Annotated in this window: 12 protein-coding genes; 3 read left to right on the forward strand and 9 right to left on the reverse strand. The window is 72.4% G+C overall.

Annotation, left to right across the window (positions count from 1 at the left end):
* Positions 1-20: 20 nt before the first annotated feature.
* Positions 21-1448 (reverse strand): pyruvate kinase, encoded by a 1428-nt coding sequence (gene pyk / locus ACIBG6_RS24725; RefSeq protein WP_399224738.1) that lies wholly within the window; start codon positions 1446-1448, stop codon positions 21-23.
* A gap of 146 nt (positions 1449-1594) precedes the next feature.
* The gene (locus ACIBG6_RS24730) at positions 1595-2281 is read right to left on the reverse strand and encodes an SIMPL domain-containing protein (protein ID WP_399224739.1); all 687 of its coding nucleotides are present in this window, start codon (positions 2279-2281) and stop codon (positions 1595-1597) included.
* A 172-nt stretch (positions 2282-2453) separates the two neighbouring features.
* Here ACIBG6_RS24730 and ACIBG6_RS24735 point away from each other — a divergent pair, with 172 nt between their 5' ends.
* Entirely contained in the window at positions 2454-4250 is a 1797-nt protein-coding gene (locus tag ACIBG6_RS24735) for a 5'-nucleotidase C-terminal domain-containing protein (RefSeq protein WP_399224741.1), read from the forward strand.
* 16 nt (positions 4251-4266) lie between these two features.
* Here the strand turns inward: ACIBG6_RS24735 and ACIBG6_RS24740 are convergent, their stop codons facing one another.
* The 6 genes from ACIBG6_RS24740 to ACIBG6_RS24765 form a co-directional block, all read right to left on the reverse strand.
* Positions 4267-5682 carry a lysine N(6)-hydroxylase/L-ornithine N(5)-oxygenase family protein gene (locus ACIBG6_RS24740; RefSeq protein WP_399224742.1) on the reverse strand — a complete coding sequence of 472 codons (1416 nt, stop codon included), beginning with the start codon at positions 5680-5682 and terminating at the stop codon, positions 4267-4269.
* Positions 5679-7064 carry a pyridoxal phosphate-dependent decarboxylase family protein gene (locus ACIBG6_RS24745; RefSeq protein WP_399224743.1) on the reverse strand — a complete coding sequence of 462 codons (1386 nt, stop codon included), beginning with the start codon at positions 7062-7064 and terminating at the stop codon, positions 5679-5681. Before ACIBG6_RS24745 ends, ACIBG6_RS24740 begins: the two co-directional genes overlap by 4 nt.
* 146 nt (positions 7065-7210) lie before the next feature.
* Positions 7211-9697, reverse strand: coding sequence for an aminopeptidase N (gene pepN / locus ACIBG6_RS24750; RefSeq protein WP_399224744.1), 2487 nt, complete (start codon positions 9695-9697; stop codon positions 7211-7213).
* Positions 9698-9755: 58 nt separating this feature from the next.
* Positions 9756-10742, reverse strand: a complete 987-nt coding sequence (locus ACIBG6_RS24755; protein ID WP_399224745.1) for an asparaginase — start codon at positions 10740-10742, stop codon at positions 9756-9758.
* The gene (locus ACIBG6_RS24760; protein ID WP_317594240.1) at positions 10742-11065 is read right to left on the reverse strand and encodes a chorismate mutase; all 324 of its coding nucleotides are present in this window, start codon (positions 11063-11065) and stop codon (positions 10742-10744) included. Before ACIBG6_RS24760 ends, ACIBG6_RS24755 begins: the two co-directional genes overlap by 1 nt.
* An 11-nt stretch (positions 11066-11076) precedes the next feature.
* On the reverse strand, positions 11077-11964 hold the full coding sequence (locus tag ACIBG6_RS24765; protein ID WP_399224746.1) for a helix-turn-helix domain-containing protein: 888 nt from the start codon (positions 11962-11964) through the stop codon (positions 11077-11079).
* Between the two features lie 103 nt (positions 11965-12067).
* On the opposite strand from ACIBG6_RS24765, the gene ACIBG6_RS24770 reads away from it, so the two are divergent.
* The gene (locus ACIBG6_RS24770; protein WP_399224747.1) at positions 12068-13837 is read left to right on the forward strand and encodes a beta-galactosidase family protein; all 1770 of its coding nucleotides are present in this window, start codon (positions 12068-12070) and stop codon (positions 13835-13837) included.
* Positions 13838-13921: 84 nt separating this feature from the next.
* Here the strand turns inward: ACIBG6_RS24770 and ACIBG6_RS24775 are convergent, their stop codons facing one another.
* Positions 13922-14704 carry a S1 family peptidase gene (locus tag ACIBG6_RS24775; RefSeq protein WP_399224748.1) on the reverse strand — a complete coding sequence of 261 codons (783 nt, stop codon included), beginning with the start codon at positions 14702-14704 and terminating at the stop codon, positions 13922-13924.
* Positions 14705-14864: 160 nt separating this feature from the next.
* Between ACIBG6_RS24775 and ACIBG6_RS24780 the strand changes: the two genes are divergently transcribed.
* Positions 14865-15749: a hypothetical protein gene (locus tag ACIBG6_RS24780; RefSeq protein WP_399224750.1), complete on the forward strand. Its 885-nt coding sequence runs from the start codon at positions 14865-14867 to the stop codon at positions 15747-15749.
* Positions 15750-15753: the final 4 nt, after the last annotated feature.

Here is a 15753-nt window from a genome sequence, read left to right on the forward strand (position 1 = left end):
CGCGCGCTCCGCCGAACGGCCTAGGTCAAGGGCTCGCCGATGTGATGGACCCGGACCAGGTTCGTCGAGCCGGCGACACCCGGCGGGGACCCGGCCGTGATCACCACGATGTCGCCCTTCTTGCAGCGCCCGATCCGCAGCAGCTCCTCGTCCACCTGGGCCACCATCGCGTCCGTGGAGTCGACGTGCGGACCGAGGAAGGTCTCCACGCCCCAGGTGAGGTTGAGCTGCGAACGCGTCGCCGGGTCCGGCGTGAAGGCGAGCAGCGGGATCGGCGAGCGGTAGCGGGAGAGCCGCTTGACCGTGTCGCCGGACTGGGTGAAGGCCACGAGGAACTTGGCCCCGAGGAAGTCACCCATCTCGGCGGCGGCCCGGGCGACGGCCCCGCCCTGGGTGCGGGGCTTGTTGCGCTCGGTCAGCGGCGGCAGCCCCTTGGCGAGGACGTCCTCCTCCGCGGCCTCGACGATCCGGCCCATGGTGCGGACCGTCTCGATCGGGTAGCGGCCGACGCTCGTCTCGCCGGAGAGCATGACGGCGTCGGTGCCGTCGATGACCGCGTTCGCCACGTCGCTCGCCTCGGCGCGCGTGGGGCGGGAGTTCTCGATCATCGAGTCGAGCATCTGGGTGGCGACGATGACCGGCTTGGCGTTGCGCTTGGCCAGCTTGACCGCCCGCTTCTGGACGATCGGCACCTGCTCCAGGGGCATTTCGACGCCCAGGTCGCCGCGGGCGACCATGATGCCGTCGAAGGCGGCGACGATCTCCTCGATGTTCTCGACGGCCTGCGGCTTCTCGATCTTGGCGATGACGGGCAGCCGGCGGCCCTCCTCGTCCATGATCCGGTGGACGTCCACGATGTCCCGGCCGCTGCGGACGAAGGAGAGGGCGATGACGTCGGCACCGATGCGCAGGGCCCAGCGGAGGTCCTCGATGTCCTTCTCGGACAGGGCGGGCACGGAGACGGCGACGCCGGGCAGGTTGAGGCCCTTGTGGTCGGAGACCATGCCGCCCTCGATGACCAGGGTGTTCACCCGGGGTCCTTCGACGGAGGTGACCTCCAGGGTGACGCGCCCGTCGTCGACAAGGATGCGCTCGCCTGCGGTCACGTCCGCGGCGAGGCCGGAGTAGGTCGTCCCGCAGCAGTGGCGGTCGCCTTCCATCGGCTCGACGGTGATGGTGAACTCGTCGCCGCGTTCAAGGAGTACGGGGCCGTCACGGAAGCGGCCGAGACGAATCTTCGGGCCTTGAAGGTCGGCGAGGACCCCGACACTGCGGCCCGTCTCGTCGGAGGCTTTGCGTACGCGCTGGTAGCGCTCCTCGTGCTCGACGTACGAGCCGTGACTGAGGTTGAAGCGGGCCACGTCCATTCCGGCCTCGATCAACGCCTTGATCTGGTCGTATGTTTCGGTGGCGGGCCCAAGGGTACAAACGATTTTCGCTCGGCGCATAGGGCGAGCCTAGGCCTTACCCATCAGTAGGAAATTGGCGCGGCATGACTACTCAACAACCTTTCCATGAAAGGTTGTTGACAAGTCTTGAATCTGTGCACCGGGGTGCTCCGATGAGCGATTTTCGCGCCCTCGCGCCCCTTGTCTCAGAGTGCGGGCGGCGCCATCGTGAAGCGCGCGACGACCTCGGCCGTGACCGTCTGCCGCTGCGGTTCGAGGTCCAGCGGAGGCGCCTCGCCGGCCCGCTCCGCCGCGAAGCCCGCCGGCGCCGCGGCGAAGACCGGGGGCACCCCCGACATGCCGGGCCCCGCGAGGCCCGCGTCCGCGAGTTCGAGGAGTGAGGCGAGCGAGGTACCGAGGGCCGACGCGTAGGCGCGCGCCCGCTGCACGGCCTCCGTCACCGCGAGACGCCGCGCCTCCGCGTACGCCGGGGAGTCCGGCCGCAGCTCCCACCACGGCCCGTCGACAGCCGTCATCTCCAGATCGGCGACCCGGGTCACCAGCTCCCCGAGGGCCGTGAAATCGGTCAGCTCGGCCGTCAGCCGCACCCGGCCCACGAAGGCGTGCACCCGCTCGCCGCGCCCGCGCCTGCCGAGCTCCGGCGAGATCGAGAACCGGCCAGTCTCCAGCTTCTGGACCGCCTCCCCCTGCGCCTTGACGAGGTCGAGCACCCGCGCGTTCCGCCGGGTCAGCTCCGTGAGCGTCGCCGAGCGGTCCGTACCGCGCGCGGAGACCGTCACCCAGATCCGGGCGAACTCGGGGTCGACCTCCAGCCGGCCCTCGCCACGCACCGTCACCTGCGGGGCCCCGGGGGTCGCGTGTTCCTGCGTCACGTCCTGACTCCTCCATGTTCGGTAACGATCGTCCACCGAACACTTTCCCACTCCGTAACCCGAAAGGGCTGTTGCCGACGTGCCGCCTGAGCCAGAATCTACGCGCGTTGTGCGCCTGATCCTGTGTCCCGTCGCGCGCCGCGAACAACGCCATCGAACCAAGGAGAAGCACATGCCGTTGAACCGCCGGACGTTCCTGGAGAGCTCCGTGGCCGTCGGGGCCGGAGCCGCCCTCACCGCGGGCGTCGCCGCCCCCGCCGAGGCCCACGGGCGCCGCCCCAAGCCGGCGAAGCGGTACTCGTTCACCGTGATGGGGACGACCGACCTGCACGGCAACGTCTTCAACTGGGACTACTTCACGGACAAGGAGTTCGACGACAAGGCGCACAACGACATCGGTCTCGCCAAGATCTCCACCCTCGTCGACCAGGTCCGCGCGGCGAAGGGCCGCCGCAACACCCTCCTCATCGACGCCGGCGACACCATCCAGGGCACCCAGCTGTCCTACTACTACGCCAAGGTCGACCCCATCACCCAGGCCGGCGGCCCGGTCCACCCGATGGCCCAGGCGATGAACGCCATCGGCTACGACGCCGCCGCCCTCGGCAACCACGAGTTCAACTACGGCATCCCGGTGCTGCGGAAGTTCGAGGAGCAGTGCGACTTCCCGCTGCTCGGCGCCAACGCGCTCGACGCGAAGACCCTGCGCCCGGCCTTCGCGCCGTACAGCATGCACCGGATGCGCACCCCGCACGGCAAGGACGTCAAGGTCGCGATACTCGGCCTGACCAATCCGGGCATCGCCATCTGGGACAAGGCGAACGTCTCCGGGAGGATGGTCTTCCCCGGTCTCGAGGAGCAGGCCGCGAAGTGGGTGCCGAAGCTGCGCTCGATGGGCGCGGACGTGGTCGTCGTCTCGGCGCACTCCGGCTCCAGCGGCACGTCCTCGTACGGTGACCAGCTCCCCCACATCGAGAACGCGGCCGGGCTGGTCGCCGAGCAGGTGCCGGGCATCGACGCGATCCTCGTCGGCCACGCGCACACCGAGATCCCCGAATACCGGGTGAAGAACAAGGAGACCGGCCGGGACGTCGTCCTGTCCGAGCCGCTCAAGTGGGGCCAGCGCCTCACCCTCATCGACTTCGACCTGGTGTGGGAGAAGGGCCGCTGGGTCGTCGAGAAGTGCGGCGCGCAGGTCCTCAACTCCAACACGGTGGCGGAGGACCCGGAGATCACCGGGCTGCTCGCGGACGAGCACGAGAAGGTCGTCGCGTACGTCAATCAGGTCATCGGCACCTCCACCGCGTCGATGACCACGGCCGACGCGCCGTGGAAGGACGAGCCGATCATCGACCTGATCAACGTGGTCCAGGCGGAGACGGTGAAGGCGGCCCTCGCGGGCGGCGCGCACGCGGCCCTGCCGGTGCTCTCGCAGGCCTCCTGCTTCTCGCGCACGGCCCGGATCCCGGCCGGCCAGGTCACCATCAAGGACGCCGCCGGGCTGTACCCGTTCGAGAACACCCTGGAGGCCCGGCTGATGACGGGCGCCCAGCTGAAGGAGTACCTGGAGTACTCGGCGAGGTACTACGTCCAGACCGCGGCGGGGGCGCCGGTGGACACCGCGCTGCTCACCAACGCGGGCGGGACGCCGGACTACAACTACGACGCCGTGTCGGGTCTGACGTACGAGATCGACATCGCGAAGCCGGCCGGTGCGCGGATCGTGAACCTGTCCTTCGAGGGCAAGCCGCTCGACCCGGCCGCGAGGTTCGTCCTCGCGGTCAACAACTACCGGGCGAGCGGCGGCGGCGCGTTCCCGCACGTCGCGAACGCCCAGCAGCTGTGGGCGAACTCGGACGAGATCCGCAACACCATCATCCAGTGGGTGAAGGCGAAGGGGACGGTCGACCCGGGTCTGTTCGCGTCGGTGGACTGGAAGCTGACCCGGGACGGCGTGCCGGTCTTCTAGTACTTCGCTCGGTACGTCAGTGCTGTACGAGAGGCGTCAGCTTCCGGTCCTGGGCCGGGATGCTCGGCGCCTCTCGCGTCTCCAGGCCGAAGCTGGTGAAGGCGGTGCGGCGCGGCAGCGGGTAGGGCTCCTTGCCGGTGACCGCGTTGAGGATGGTCGCGCTGCGCCAGGCGGCGAGGCCGAGGTCGGGGGCGCCGACTCCGTGGGTGTGCTTCTCGGCGTTCTGGACGTAGACGGAGCCGGTGACGGAGGGATCGAGGACCAGCCGGTACCGCTCGTCGATCCGGGCGCGGCCGGCCGCGTCGTGGCGGAGGTACGGGTCGAGTCCGGCGAGCATCCGGTCCACGGGGCGCTCGCGGTAGCCGGTCGCGAGGACGACGGCGTCGGTGGTGAGCCGGGTGCGGGTGCCCTGCTGGAGGTGTTCCAGGTGCAGTTCGACCTGGGTGGTGGCGACGCGGCCCGCGGTGCGGACGCGGACGCCGGGCGTGAGGACGGCGTCGGGCCAGCCACCGTGCAGGGTGCGGCGGTAGAGCTCGTCGTGGATGGCGGCGATGGTGTCGGCGTCGATGCCCTTGTGCAGCTGCCACTGGCGCGGGACGAGTTCGCCGCGTACGGGCTCGGGCAGGGAGTGGAAGTAGCGGGTGTAGTCGGGGGTGAAGTGCTCCAGGCCGAGCTTGGAGTACTCCATGGGGGCGAAGGCCTCGGTGCGGGCCAGCCAGTGGATCTTCTCGGCGCCGGCGGGGCGGGCGCGGAGCAGGTCGAGGAAGATCTCGGCGCCGGACTGGCCTGAGCCGATGACGGTGACGTGGCCTGCGGCGAGGAGCGTCTCGCGGTGGACGAGGTAGTCGGCGGAGTGGATCACGGGGACGCCGGGGGCGTCGGCGAGCGGCCTGAGGGGCTCGGGGACGTACGGCTCGGTGCCGACGCCGAGGACGACGTTCCGGGTGTAGGCGCGGCCGAGGGCCTCGGCCTCGCCGTCCGGGTCGATCTGGGTGAAGTCGACCTCGAAGAGGCGGCGCTCGGGGTTCCAGCGGACGGAGTCGACCTGGTGGCCGAAGTGGAGCCCGGGGAGCCGCTCGCTGACCCAGCGGCAGTACGCGTCGTACTCGGCGCGCTGGATGTGGAACTTCTCGGCGAAGTAGAAGGGGAAGAGGCGCTCGCGGCTCTTCAGGTAGTTGAGGAAGGACCAGGGACTGGCGGGGTCCGCGAGGGTCACCAGGTCGGCGAGGAAGGGGACCTGGAGCGTGGCGCCCTCGATGAGGAGGCCGGGGTGCCAGTGGAAGGCGGGCCGCTGCTCGTAGAAGGTGGCGGAGAGACCGCCGGGGACGCCGTGGGCGAGGGCGGCGAGCGAGAGGTTGAAGGGGCCGATGCCGACGCCCACCAGGTCGTGGGGCTGGTCGAGGTCGTCGTCCTTGGAGGTGCTGCCGGTCATCGGTGCGTGCTGCCTTCCACGAGGGTGATGAGCTGTGCCAGGTCGCCGGGGGTGGCGTGGGGGTTGAGCAGGGTGGCCTTGAGCCAGAGGCGGCCGTCCGCCTCGGCGCGGCCGAGGACCGCGCGGCCCTCGGCGAGCAGGGTGCGGCGGATCGCGGCGACGGTGTCGTCGGTGGCCTCCGCCGGCCGGAAGAGGACGGTCGTGAGGGTGGGCCGGGCGCGCAGGTCGAGGCCGGGGGTCTTCTCCACGAGGTCGGCGAGGTCCTGGGCGAGGGCCATGCACGCGTCGACGAGGGCGCCGAGTCCTGAGCGGCCGAGGGCGCGGAGGGTGACGGCCGTCTTGAGGACGTCGGGGCGGCGGGTGGTGCGCAGGGATCGGCCGAGGAGGTCGGGGAGGCCGGCCTCGGTGTCGTCGTCGGCGTTGAGGTAGTCGGCGGTGTGGCCGAGGACGGCGAGGTCGGCGGCGTCGCGTACGGCGAGGAGTCCGGCGGCGGCCGGCTGCCAACCGAGCTTGTGGAGGTCGACGGTGACGGTACGGGCCCGGTCGAGGCCGTCGAGGAGCCTGCGGTGGGCGCCGCTGAGGAGTACGGGGCCTCCGTAGGCGGCGTCGACGTGGAGTTCGGCGCCGTGGGCCGCGGCGACGTCGGCGAGCTCCGGGAGCGGGTCGATCAGGCCCTCGTCGGTGGTTCCGGCGGTGGCGACGACGAGGACGGGGCCGTGCGTCGTGGTCAGGACCTCGGCCAGGGCGGCCGGATCGAGGACGCCGTGCGGGGTGGGGACGGTGACCGGGGCGGGGAGCCCGAGGAGCCAGGCGGCGCGGTGGAAGGAGTGGTGGGCGTTGGCACCGAGGACGGTCCGCACGGCCCCGTGTCCGGCGTGGCGCTCGCGCGCGAGGAGCAGGGCGAGCTGGTTGGACTCCGTACCGCCGGTGGTGACGAGGGCGTCGGGGGCTCCCGCCCCGGGGAAGACCTCGGCGGCGAGGGCGGCGGTGACCAGGGCTTCGAGGGCGGAGGCGGCGGGGGCCTGGTCCCAGGAGTCCATGGACGGGTTGAGCGCGGAGGCGGCGAGGTCGGCGGCTGCGGCGAGCGCGAGGGGCGGGGTGTGGAGGTGGGCTGCGCAGAGCGGGTGCGCGGGGTCGGCGGCGCCGGCGGCGAGGGCGGTGACGAGGGCGCGGAGGGCCTCGCCGGCGCCGGTCCCGGTCTCGGGGAGTACGGCTCCGAGGGCCGCCACCCGTGCCGCGACGGCCTCGGGCCCGCCGGCGGGAAGAGGCCCGCCCCGCTCCTCCGAGCCGGCACGGAGGGCGTCGAGGACGGTGTCCAGGAGCGGGCGGAGGGCGTCGGCGCCGGGGGTGCCTCCGGCGAGAGGTGGGGGTGCGGCACGCATGGACGACAGCGTGCCGGGGGTTGTCGGGGTATGTCCGGGGAGTCGGACCTTGTGACCCGAACGGGGGACACGGGCCTGGCCGGGGAGGCGAGGCCTGTGCCGTCGCCGTGTGCCGTCCCGCCCGTGCGGGACGGCACGTGGGCGGACTACGCGGTGCGGACCGCCAGTGCGCGGCGGAGGTCGTCGAGTTGGTCGACGAGCTTGCGGTGGAGGGCCGGGATCATGGTGTCGGCGGTCAGGTGGGACTCGCCGAGGGCCAGAGACTCGGCGTCGATCGCGTACGACGGGAAGGCGTACCGGCCCGCGGCCTCGCCCATCGCCGCGCCGCGCCGGTCGCCGAGGGCGGTGGCGGCGGTGTAGAAGCGGGGCACGTACTCCCGTACGAGATCGGCCTGTTCGGGCTGCCAGAAGCCTCGGGCGGTGGCGGTGAAGAGGTAGTTGGACAGGTCGTCCGTGTCGAAGAGGGCCGACCAGGCGGCCTCCTTCGCCGCCGGGTCCGGGAGGGCGGCCCGGCAGAGGGCGGCGCCCTCCTGGCCGGTGGCGCTCGGGTCGCGCGCCAGCTCGGCGGCGATCACCGTCTCGTCGGTGGCGCCGAGGACGGCGAGGCGGGCGAGGATCCGCCAGCGCAGCTCGGGGTCGAGCTCGGGGCCGCCGTGGACGGTGCCCTCCTCCAGCCAGGAGGCGATCTTCGCGGGCGTGGTGGCGCTGTCGATGTACGTGCGCACGGCGGTGAGGCGCAGGCCGGGGGCCTCGCCGTCCTCGGTGCGGCGGAGCAGCGCACGGGCGATCTCGCCGATGGTCGCGAGGGCGGCGGGGCGCTCGTCCTCGGTGACGTACCGGTCGGCGATCTGGGTGCGGGCGAAGCCCAGGACGCCCTGGACGAGGGAGAGTTCGGTCTCCTCGGTCAGGTGCGCGAGGGCGAAGTCCAGATAGTCGGCGGGGGCGAGGTCGCCGTCCCTGACCATGTCCCGCATCGCGTTCCAGACGACGGCGCGGGTCAGCGCGTCGGGGATGCGGGAGAGGCCGCGCAGGGCGGACTCCTCGGAGATCTCGTCGAAGCGGAGCTTGGCGTAGGTGAGGTCCTCGTCGTTGAGGACGACGAGGGCGGGGCGCGGTCCGGTCAGCTCGGCGGGCGCCTCCTGCGGGACGTCGATCGGGCGCCGCTCGCGCAGGACGAGGTCGCCGGAGCCGTCCCGGTCGTACACGCCGACGTCGACGCGGTGCGGGCGGCTGCCCTCACGGTCGACGGTGAGCCGCCAGCGGTTGCCCTCGCCGTCGAGGCGCGGGGTGAGCGTGTCGACGCCCGTGGTGCGCAGCCACTGCTCGGCCCAGGCGTGGACGTCGCGGTCGGTGGCGGCGGCGAGGTTGTCGATGAAGTCGGCGAGGGTCGCGTTGCCGAACTTGTGGCGCTTGAAGTGGATGTTGATGCCGGCGAGGAAGTCCTTCTCGCCGAGCCAGGCGACGAGCTGGCGGAGGGCGGAGGCGCCCTTGGCGTAGGAGATGCCGTCGAAGTTGAGGAGCGCGGACGCGGTGTCGGGGACGGCTTCCGGGTCCGGGGCGACGGGGTGGGTGGAGGGCCGCTGGTCGGCCTCGTATCCCCAGGCCTTGCGGGTGACGCCGAAGTCGACCCAGGTGTCGGGGAAGAGGTCGGCGCAGGCCTCGTTGACGGTCTGGTAGCCCATGTACTCGGCGAAGGACTCGTTCAGCCAGATGTCGTCCCACCAGCGCAGGGTGACGAGGTCGCCGAACCACATGTGGGCCATCTCGTGGGCGATGACCATGGCGCGGGTCTGGCGCTCGGTGACGGTGACGGCGGAGCGGAAGACGAACTCGTCGCGGAAGGTGACGAGGCCGGGGTTCTCCATGGCGCCGGAGTTGAACTCGGGGACGAAGGCCTGGTCGTACGAGTCGAAGGGGTACGGCTCGTCGAACTTCTCGTGGAACCGGTCGTAGCAGGCCTTGGTGACGGCGAAGATCTCGTCGGCGTCGGCGTCGAGGTGGGGTGCGAGGGAGCGGCGGCAGTGGATGCCGAAGGGGAGCCCGGCGTGCTCGGTGCGGACGGAGTGCCAGGGGCCGGCGGCGACGCAGACGAAGTAGGTGGAGAGCAGCTGCGTGGGGGCGGCCTTCCACCGCCCGTCGGGCTGGCGCTCGGTGATGCCGTTGGCGAGGACGGTCCAGCCCTCGGGGGCGCTGACGGTCAGCTCGAAGACGGCCTTCAGGTCGGGCTGGTCGAAGGCGGCGAAGACCCGCTGGACGTCTTCCATGAAGAGCTGCGTGTAGACGTACGACTCGTCGTCGGTGGGGTCCGTGAAGCGGTGCATGCCCTCGCCCGTGCGGGAGTACCGCATGGTCGTGGTGACGATCAGCTCGTGCTCGCCCTCGGTGAGGCTCAGCGGGAGCCGGTTGCCGGTGAGGTCGGCGGTGTCGAGGGCCACTCCGTCGAGGGTCGCGGAGTGGAGGGTCTCGGGCTTGAGCTCGACGAAGGTGTCCCCGGCGGCGCGGGCGGTGAATCGGACGGTGCTGGTGGACCCGAAGGTCTCGGCGCCGGTGGTGAGGTCGAGGTCCACGAGATAGCGGTGGACGTCGAGGAGCTGGGCACGGGTCTGCGCTTCGTCGCGCGTCAGTACGGACATGGGGGCCATGCTGCCTGATGCCTCCCGCCCGTGGCAGGGGGTGGTGGGAGAACGCGGCTCAGGCGAGTCCGGAGCCGTTCAGGTGGGCGAAGGCGGCCGTGATGCGGGGGCGGTCGTAGCCGGTGGGGCCGGCCGCGCCGCTGGAGAGCAGGGTGTGGAGGAGGATCCGGGCCTTGGCGGGGTCGAGAGGGCCCGCGGGGATCAGTCCGTGGTGCAGCAGGTCGTACTCGGAGCCGGGGCCGCGGTAGGTGTGCGAGAGGGTCGCTCCGCCGCCCGTACGGGAGGCGAGGACGACCGGGATGCGGCGGGCGAGCTCGGCGAGCGGCTCGACGAACCAGGAGGGGACGTGGCCGGCGCCGAAGGCGGCGACGACGAGGCCCTGGAAGCGGTGGTCGACGGCTTCGAGGAATTCGCCCCGGTCGCCCTGGGAGAGGGTGAGGAGGGCGACCCTGACCTCGGGGTCGAACGTCAGCGGGCAGAGCGCGGCGCGGACGGCGGGGCGGAGCAGGATCCGGGGCTCGCCCTCGACGACGGTGCCGATCGGGCCGGCCCCGGGCGACGCGAAGGTGGCGACCGAGGTCGTGTGGGACTTGCGGGCGAGGCGGGCGGTGTGGATCTCGTCGGCCAGGACGACCACGACGCCGAGGTTCCGGCAGGCGGGGTCGGCGGCGACGGCCAGCGCGGCGGCGAGGTTGGCGGGGCCGTCGGCGCCGGGCAGGTCGGGGCGGCGCATGGCGCCGGTGACGACGATGGGCTGCTCGGTGGTGCAGAGCAGGTCGAGGAGGAAGGCGGTCTCCTCCAGGGTGTCCGTGCCCTGCACGACGACCACGCCGGAGCCGTCGGCGACGGTGGCACGGACCTCGGCGGCGAGGTCCGCGAGGTCCGCGTGGGTCAGGGACGAGCTGGGGACGCGCCGGAAGTCGCGGAGCACGACGTCGTCGGGCGCGCCGAGACCTGCCAGGACCTCCTGGCCGGTCATCCGGGCCGCGTCACCGCCTCGCGCGGAGATGGTCCCTCCGAGGGTGAAGACCGTGACGCGGGCCATCAGCGTGCTCCGTCCGCAATCGTCTCGTGGTGGCGGATGACCTCCGCGATGATGAAGTTCAGGAGCTTCTCCGCGAAGGCCGGGTCCAGTCTCGCGCTCTCGGCCAGTTCCCGCAGCCGAGCGATCTGGCGGGCCTCGCGGGCGGGGTCGGCGGGCGGCAGCTTGTGCTCGGCCTTGAGGACGCCGACCTGCTGGGTGCACTTGAAGCGCTCGGCGAGCATGTACACGACCGCGGCGTCGATGTTGTCGATGCTCTCGCGGAGCCGGGTCAGTTCGGCCCGTACGGAGTCGTCGACCGGGCGGGGCAGGGTGGAGTCACTCATGATCTGCGAGCTTAGACCGATCTCGGCTGGATCGTGGGCGGGTGTTCGGGATCCGGTACGCGGTTGCTCCAGCCGCCGTGGACGGACCGCCCCTGCTGCTCGCGGAAGCGGATGGGCGCGGTGCCGACGCGGCGGGTGAAGAGCCGGGAGAAGTAGGCGGGGTCGTCGTAGCCGACGCGGCGGGCGACGGCCGCGACGGGGAGCTCGGTGGCGGCGAGGAGTTCCTTGGCGCGGCCGAGGCGGACGGTGAGCAGGTAGTCCTTGGGGCTGCAGCCGGCGGCGCGGCGGACCGCGGTGCGCAGTTCGGCGGCGGTCATGCCGTGCCGGGCCGCGTGTTCGGCGACGGAGAGCGGCTGGAAGGCGTCGCGGGCGAGCGCGGCGAGGACGGGGTCGCCGTCGGCGTTGGTGTCGGCGCGGGCGCGGCGCAGCGCGACGAGCAGCTCGTGGACGGCGGCTCCGGTCTCGACCTCCAGGAGGGGGTTGCCGGGGCGGGCCGCGCGGGCTATCCGGCTGATCGCGGCGCGGGCGGGGGCGGCGTCGGAGAGGGGCACGACGGGCCGGTCGGGCTCGATGTAGCCGAGCTCGGTGTACGTGGCGGTGGCGGGTCCCGAGAAGTCGACGAAGGCCTCGTCCCAGCCGGTGCCGGGGTCGGCGGCGTAGTGGTGGGGGGTGCCGGGGGTGAGCCAGATCAGGGCGGGGGCGGTGACGGCGGTGCGGCGCCCGTCGGCGCCCAGGTACCAGCCGCTGCCCGCGGACACGACGACGGCGACGTGGTGGTCGAGGGTGCGCGGTCCTACCGTGGGCAGGGTGCCGTGCTGAAGCCCGACGCCGAGGCAGACGAGGCCGAGGCGCTGGTGGACCGGGCTGGGCGTGAAGTAGCGCATCCAGGTGTGGTACATGCCGGGTGGGCCTCCCTGACGTCCGCTGCGACGTCTCTAACGTCCAAACTGCGACGATCTTTGTCCATGGACCGGTCCGCCGCCAGAGGGCGAGGGTGAGGCCATGAGCACGTTCGCTGTGGGTGACGAGGACTTTCTGCTCGACGGGCGGCCGGTGCGCCTCCTCTCGGGGGCGTTGCACTACTTCCGGGTGCACGAGGCGCACTGGGAGCACCGGCTCGGGATGCTGCGCGCGATGGGCCTGAACTGCGTCGAGACGTACGTCCCCTGGAACCTGTACGCGCCGGAGCCCGGCCGGTACGGGGACGTGGAGGCGCTCGGCCGGTTCCTGGACGCGGTGGAGCGGGCCGGGATGCACGCGATCGTGCGCCCGGGTCCGTACATCTGCGCCGAGTGGGAGAACGGCGGACTTCCGCACTGGCTGACGGGACCGCTCGGGCGGCGCGTGCGGACCCTCGACCCGGAGTTCCTGGCGGCGGTCGAGGCCTGGTTCCGGCGGCTGCTCCCGCAGGTGGTGGAGCGGCAGGTCGACCGGGGCGGTCCGGTGGTCCTGGTGCAGGTGGAGAACGAGTACGGGAGTTACGGCAGCGACCGGGCGTATCTGGAGTGGGTGGCGGAGCTGCTGCGCGCGTGCGGGGTGAGCGTGCCGCTCTTCACGTCGGACGGTCCTGAGGACCACATGCTGACGGGTGGTTCGGTGCCGGGGGTGCTCGCGACGGCGAACTTCGGCTCGGGGGCGCGGGAGGGGTTCGCGACGCTGCGGCGGCACCAGCCGAAGGGGCCGTTGATGTGCATGGAGTTCTGGTGCGGCTGGTTCGACCACTGGGGCACGGAGCACGCGGTGCGGGACGCGGCGGACGCGGCGGCGGCGCTGCGGGAGATCCTGGAGTGCGGGGCGTCGGTCAATGTGTACATGGCGCACGGCGGGACCAACTTCGGCGGCTGGGCGGGGGCGAACCGGACGGGTGAGCTGCACGACGGGGTGCTGCGGCCGACGGTGACCTCGTACGACTACGACGCGCCGGTGGACGAGGCGGGGCGGCCGACGGAGAAGTTCCGGCGCTTCCGCGAGGTGCTCGCGGAGTTCGTGGAGGGGCCGCTTCCCGCGCTGCCCGAGCCGCCGGCGCGGCTGGCGGCCCCGGTGCGGGGCGGCCTCGTGGAGTGGGCGCCGCTCGACGAGGTCCTGGAGGTGCTCGGCGACGAGGAGGCGCGGGCGCCGGTGCCGCCGTCCTTCGAGGAGCTGGGCGTGGACCGGGGCCTGGTCCGCTACCGGGTGGAGGTCCCGGGGCCCCGGCAGCCGTACGCGCTGGGGGTGACGGGGCTGCGGGACCGGGCGACGGTGTACGTCGACGGGGTCCTGGCGGGGGTGCTCGACGCCGAGGACGCCGAGGACGCCGAGAACTCGGCACTCGTGGAGCCGGTGGCCGGGCCGGCCGTGGTGGACCTGTGGGTGGAGTCGCTCGGCCGGGTCAACTACGGGCCGCGGCTCGCGGAGTCGAAGGGGATCACGGGTGGGGTGCGGCACGAGCGGCAGTACCTGCACGGGTTCCGCGCTCAGGGCCTGCGCCTGGACGCCTTCGAGGCGGCGGCGGTGGCGAAGGTGCCGTTCCGGCCGGTGGCCGGGGAGGGCGGGCCGGGACTGTACCGGGCGGTCGTGGACGTGACGGGTCCGGGAGACGCGATGCTCTCGCTCCCCGACGGGACGCGCGGCTTCGTCTGGGTGAACGGCTTCTGCCTGGGCCGGTACTGGAACGTCGGCCCGCAGGAGTCGCTGTTCGTGCCGGGGCCGGTGCTGCGGGAGGGCGCCAACGAGGTGTGGGTGCTTGAGCTGGCGGGCGGGGCGGGGTCGGACGTCGTCCTCGATGTCCTATGAGTCAGCACAGTAAATAACGTGATCACGCACGTGACGGTGCCCCGGAGCCGAGGCCGCTCCGGAGCACCTGTCCACGGGTCGCCGTTACAGCGTGGCCGCGGCCGACTTGATCGCGGCGGCGAAGGTCGAGACCTCCGTGTAGACGCCGGGGTAGCCGGCCCGGGCGCAGCCCTCGCCCCAGCTCACGATGCCGACCTGGATCCAGGCGCCGGCGTTGTCCTTGCGGAACATCGGGCCGCCGGAGTCACCCTGGCAGGTGTCGACCCCGCCCTCGGCGTACCCGGCGCAGATCTCCTCGGCGGGGACGAGGGAGCTGCCGTACGAGGCCTGGCAGGAGGCGTCCGAGACGAACGGGACGTTCGCCTTGCGCAGGTAGCGCTGCTGCGCGCCGCCCTCGCGGGTGCCACCCCAGCCGGCCACGGTGAAGGTGCCGCTGTTGTACGCGGTCGTGTCGGCGATCTTGAGGGTGGGGACCGAGGTGATCGGCGACGCGAGCTTGATCAGGGCCCAGTCCTTGCCCGTGCCGTTGTAGCCGGGGGCCTGGAGGACCTTGGTGGACTTGACCTTGATCGCGCTGCTGGACTGAAGGTCCACGACTCCGACGGTGGCGGTGATGCCGGTGTTGTTGCCGGAGCCGTTCACACAGTGGGCGGCGGTGAGGACGATCTGCGGGGTCAGCATCGAGCCGCCGCAGCCCATGGAGAGCCTGACCATCCAGGGGAACTCGCCCTGGGCGGCGCGCACGCCGCCGACGACGGGCGCCGGGGCGGCGGAGGCGGTGGTGGGCTGGAGGCTGACGGCGGCGAGGACGACGGCGCCGGCTGCCGCGAGTTTCTGGAGGGCGCTGACCAGTCGGTTCTTCTTCACGCGTGCTCCTTTTTTCATGGGGGGTTGAGCCCGACGGGTATGACATGCGCCCGTCAAGCCATGTCCGGATTATGGGCAGCCCTCAACTGCCGCCACAAGAAAGCCTTTTCGGCCAGAACCGGTGGAGGGACCGTACAGTGGACGGGAGGGGGGATCCGGCATGCCGAACCGTCAGGGGGCCGACCGTGTCGGCCACGGCTTCCCGCACCGCGCGGCGGTCCGGGGCTCGCTCACCGCGCTCTACCGTCGCCTCTCCCCCGACGGTGTCCAGCGGTTTCCGGCGAGCGTGCCGGCCGCCGACATGGCCATCGGCGACGACGAGGACCTCCATCTGGGCACCCAGCGGGTGGCTCGCGCGCTGGTCCACCACCTACGGCTCCCCGACGCCCGCATCGTGGCGAGTTTCCGCCCCATGGAGCACGCGGCCACCGTCGAGCTCGCCGCCGGACCCGAGTACTTCGTCGAGCTCAACGACCGCTTCCGGACCCGCCGCCGGGACATCGGCGCGGCCCTCGCCCACGAGATCACCCACGTCCTGCTGCACCGGCTCGGACTCGGCCGCCCCGGCACCGCGGAGAACGAGATCCTCACCGACGTCGTGACCACCTACCTGGGCGCCGGCTGGCTGCTCCTCGACGCGTACCGCCGGGACGGGGTCGAGAGCCAGAAGCTCGGCTATCTGACCCCGGAGGAGTTCGGCTACGTCCTCGCCAAGCGGGCCGAGGTCTTCGGGGAGGACCCCTCGCCGTGGTTCACCAGCGCGGTGGCGTACGAGGCGTGGGTACGGGGCCGGGCCGAGGCGGAGCGGGAGCGGCGGCAGCCGCCGCTCGCCGGGGCGGGCTGGGGGGAGCGGCGGCGGTACGGCAGGGAGCGGCGCCAGGGCCGGGCCGCGGCGGGAGCCCCGTACTCCTTCGACGGCGGGACCCCGGCGACCGGCGTCTTCTTCGCCTGCCCGGTCTGCCTCCAGCGGCTGCGGGTCCCCGCGGGGCGGTCCCTGCGGGCGCGGTGCGGGGTGTGCGGCTCGGTCCTGGAGTGCGCGGCCTGACCCG

Origin of the sequence: Streptomyces sp. NPDC050842, assembly GCF_044456565.1 — a bacterium.
GTDB lineage: Bacteria > Actinomycetota > Actinomycetes > Streptomycetales > Streptomycetaceae > Streptomyces.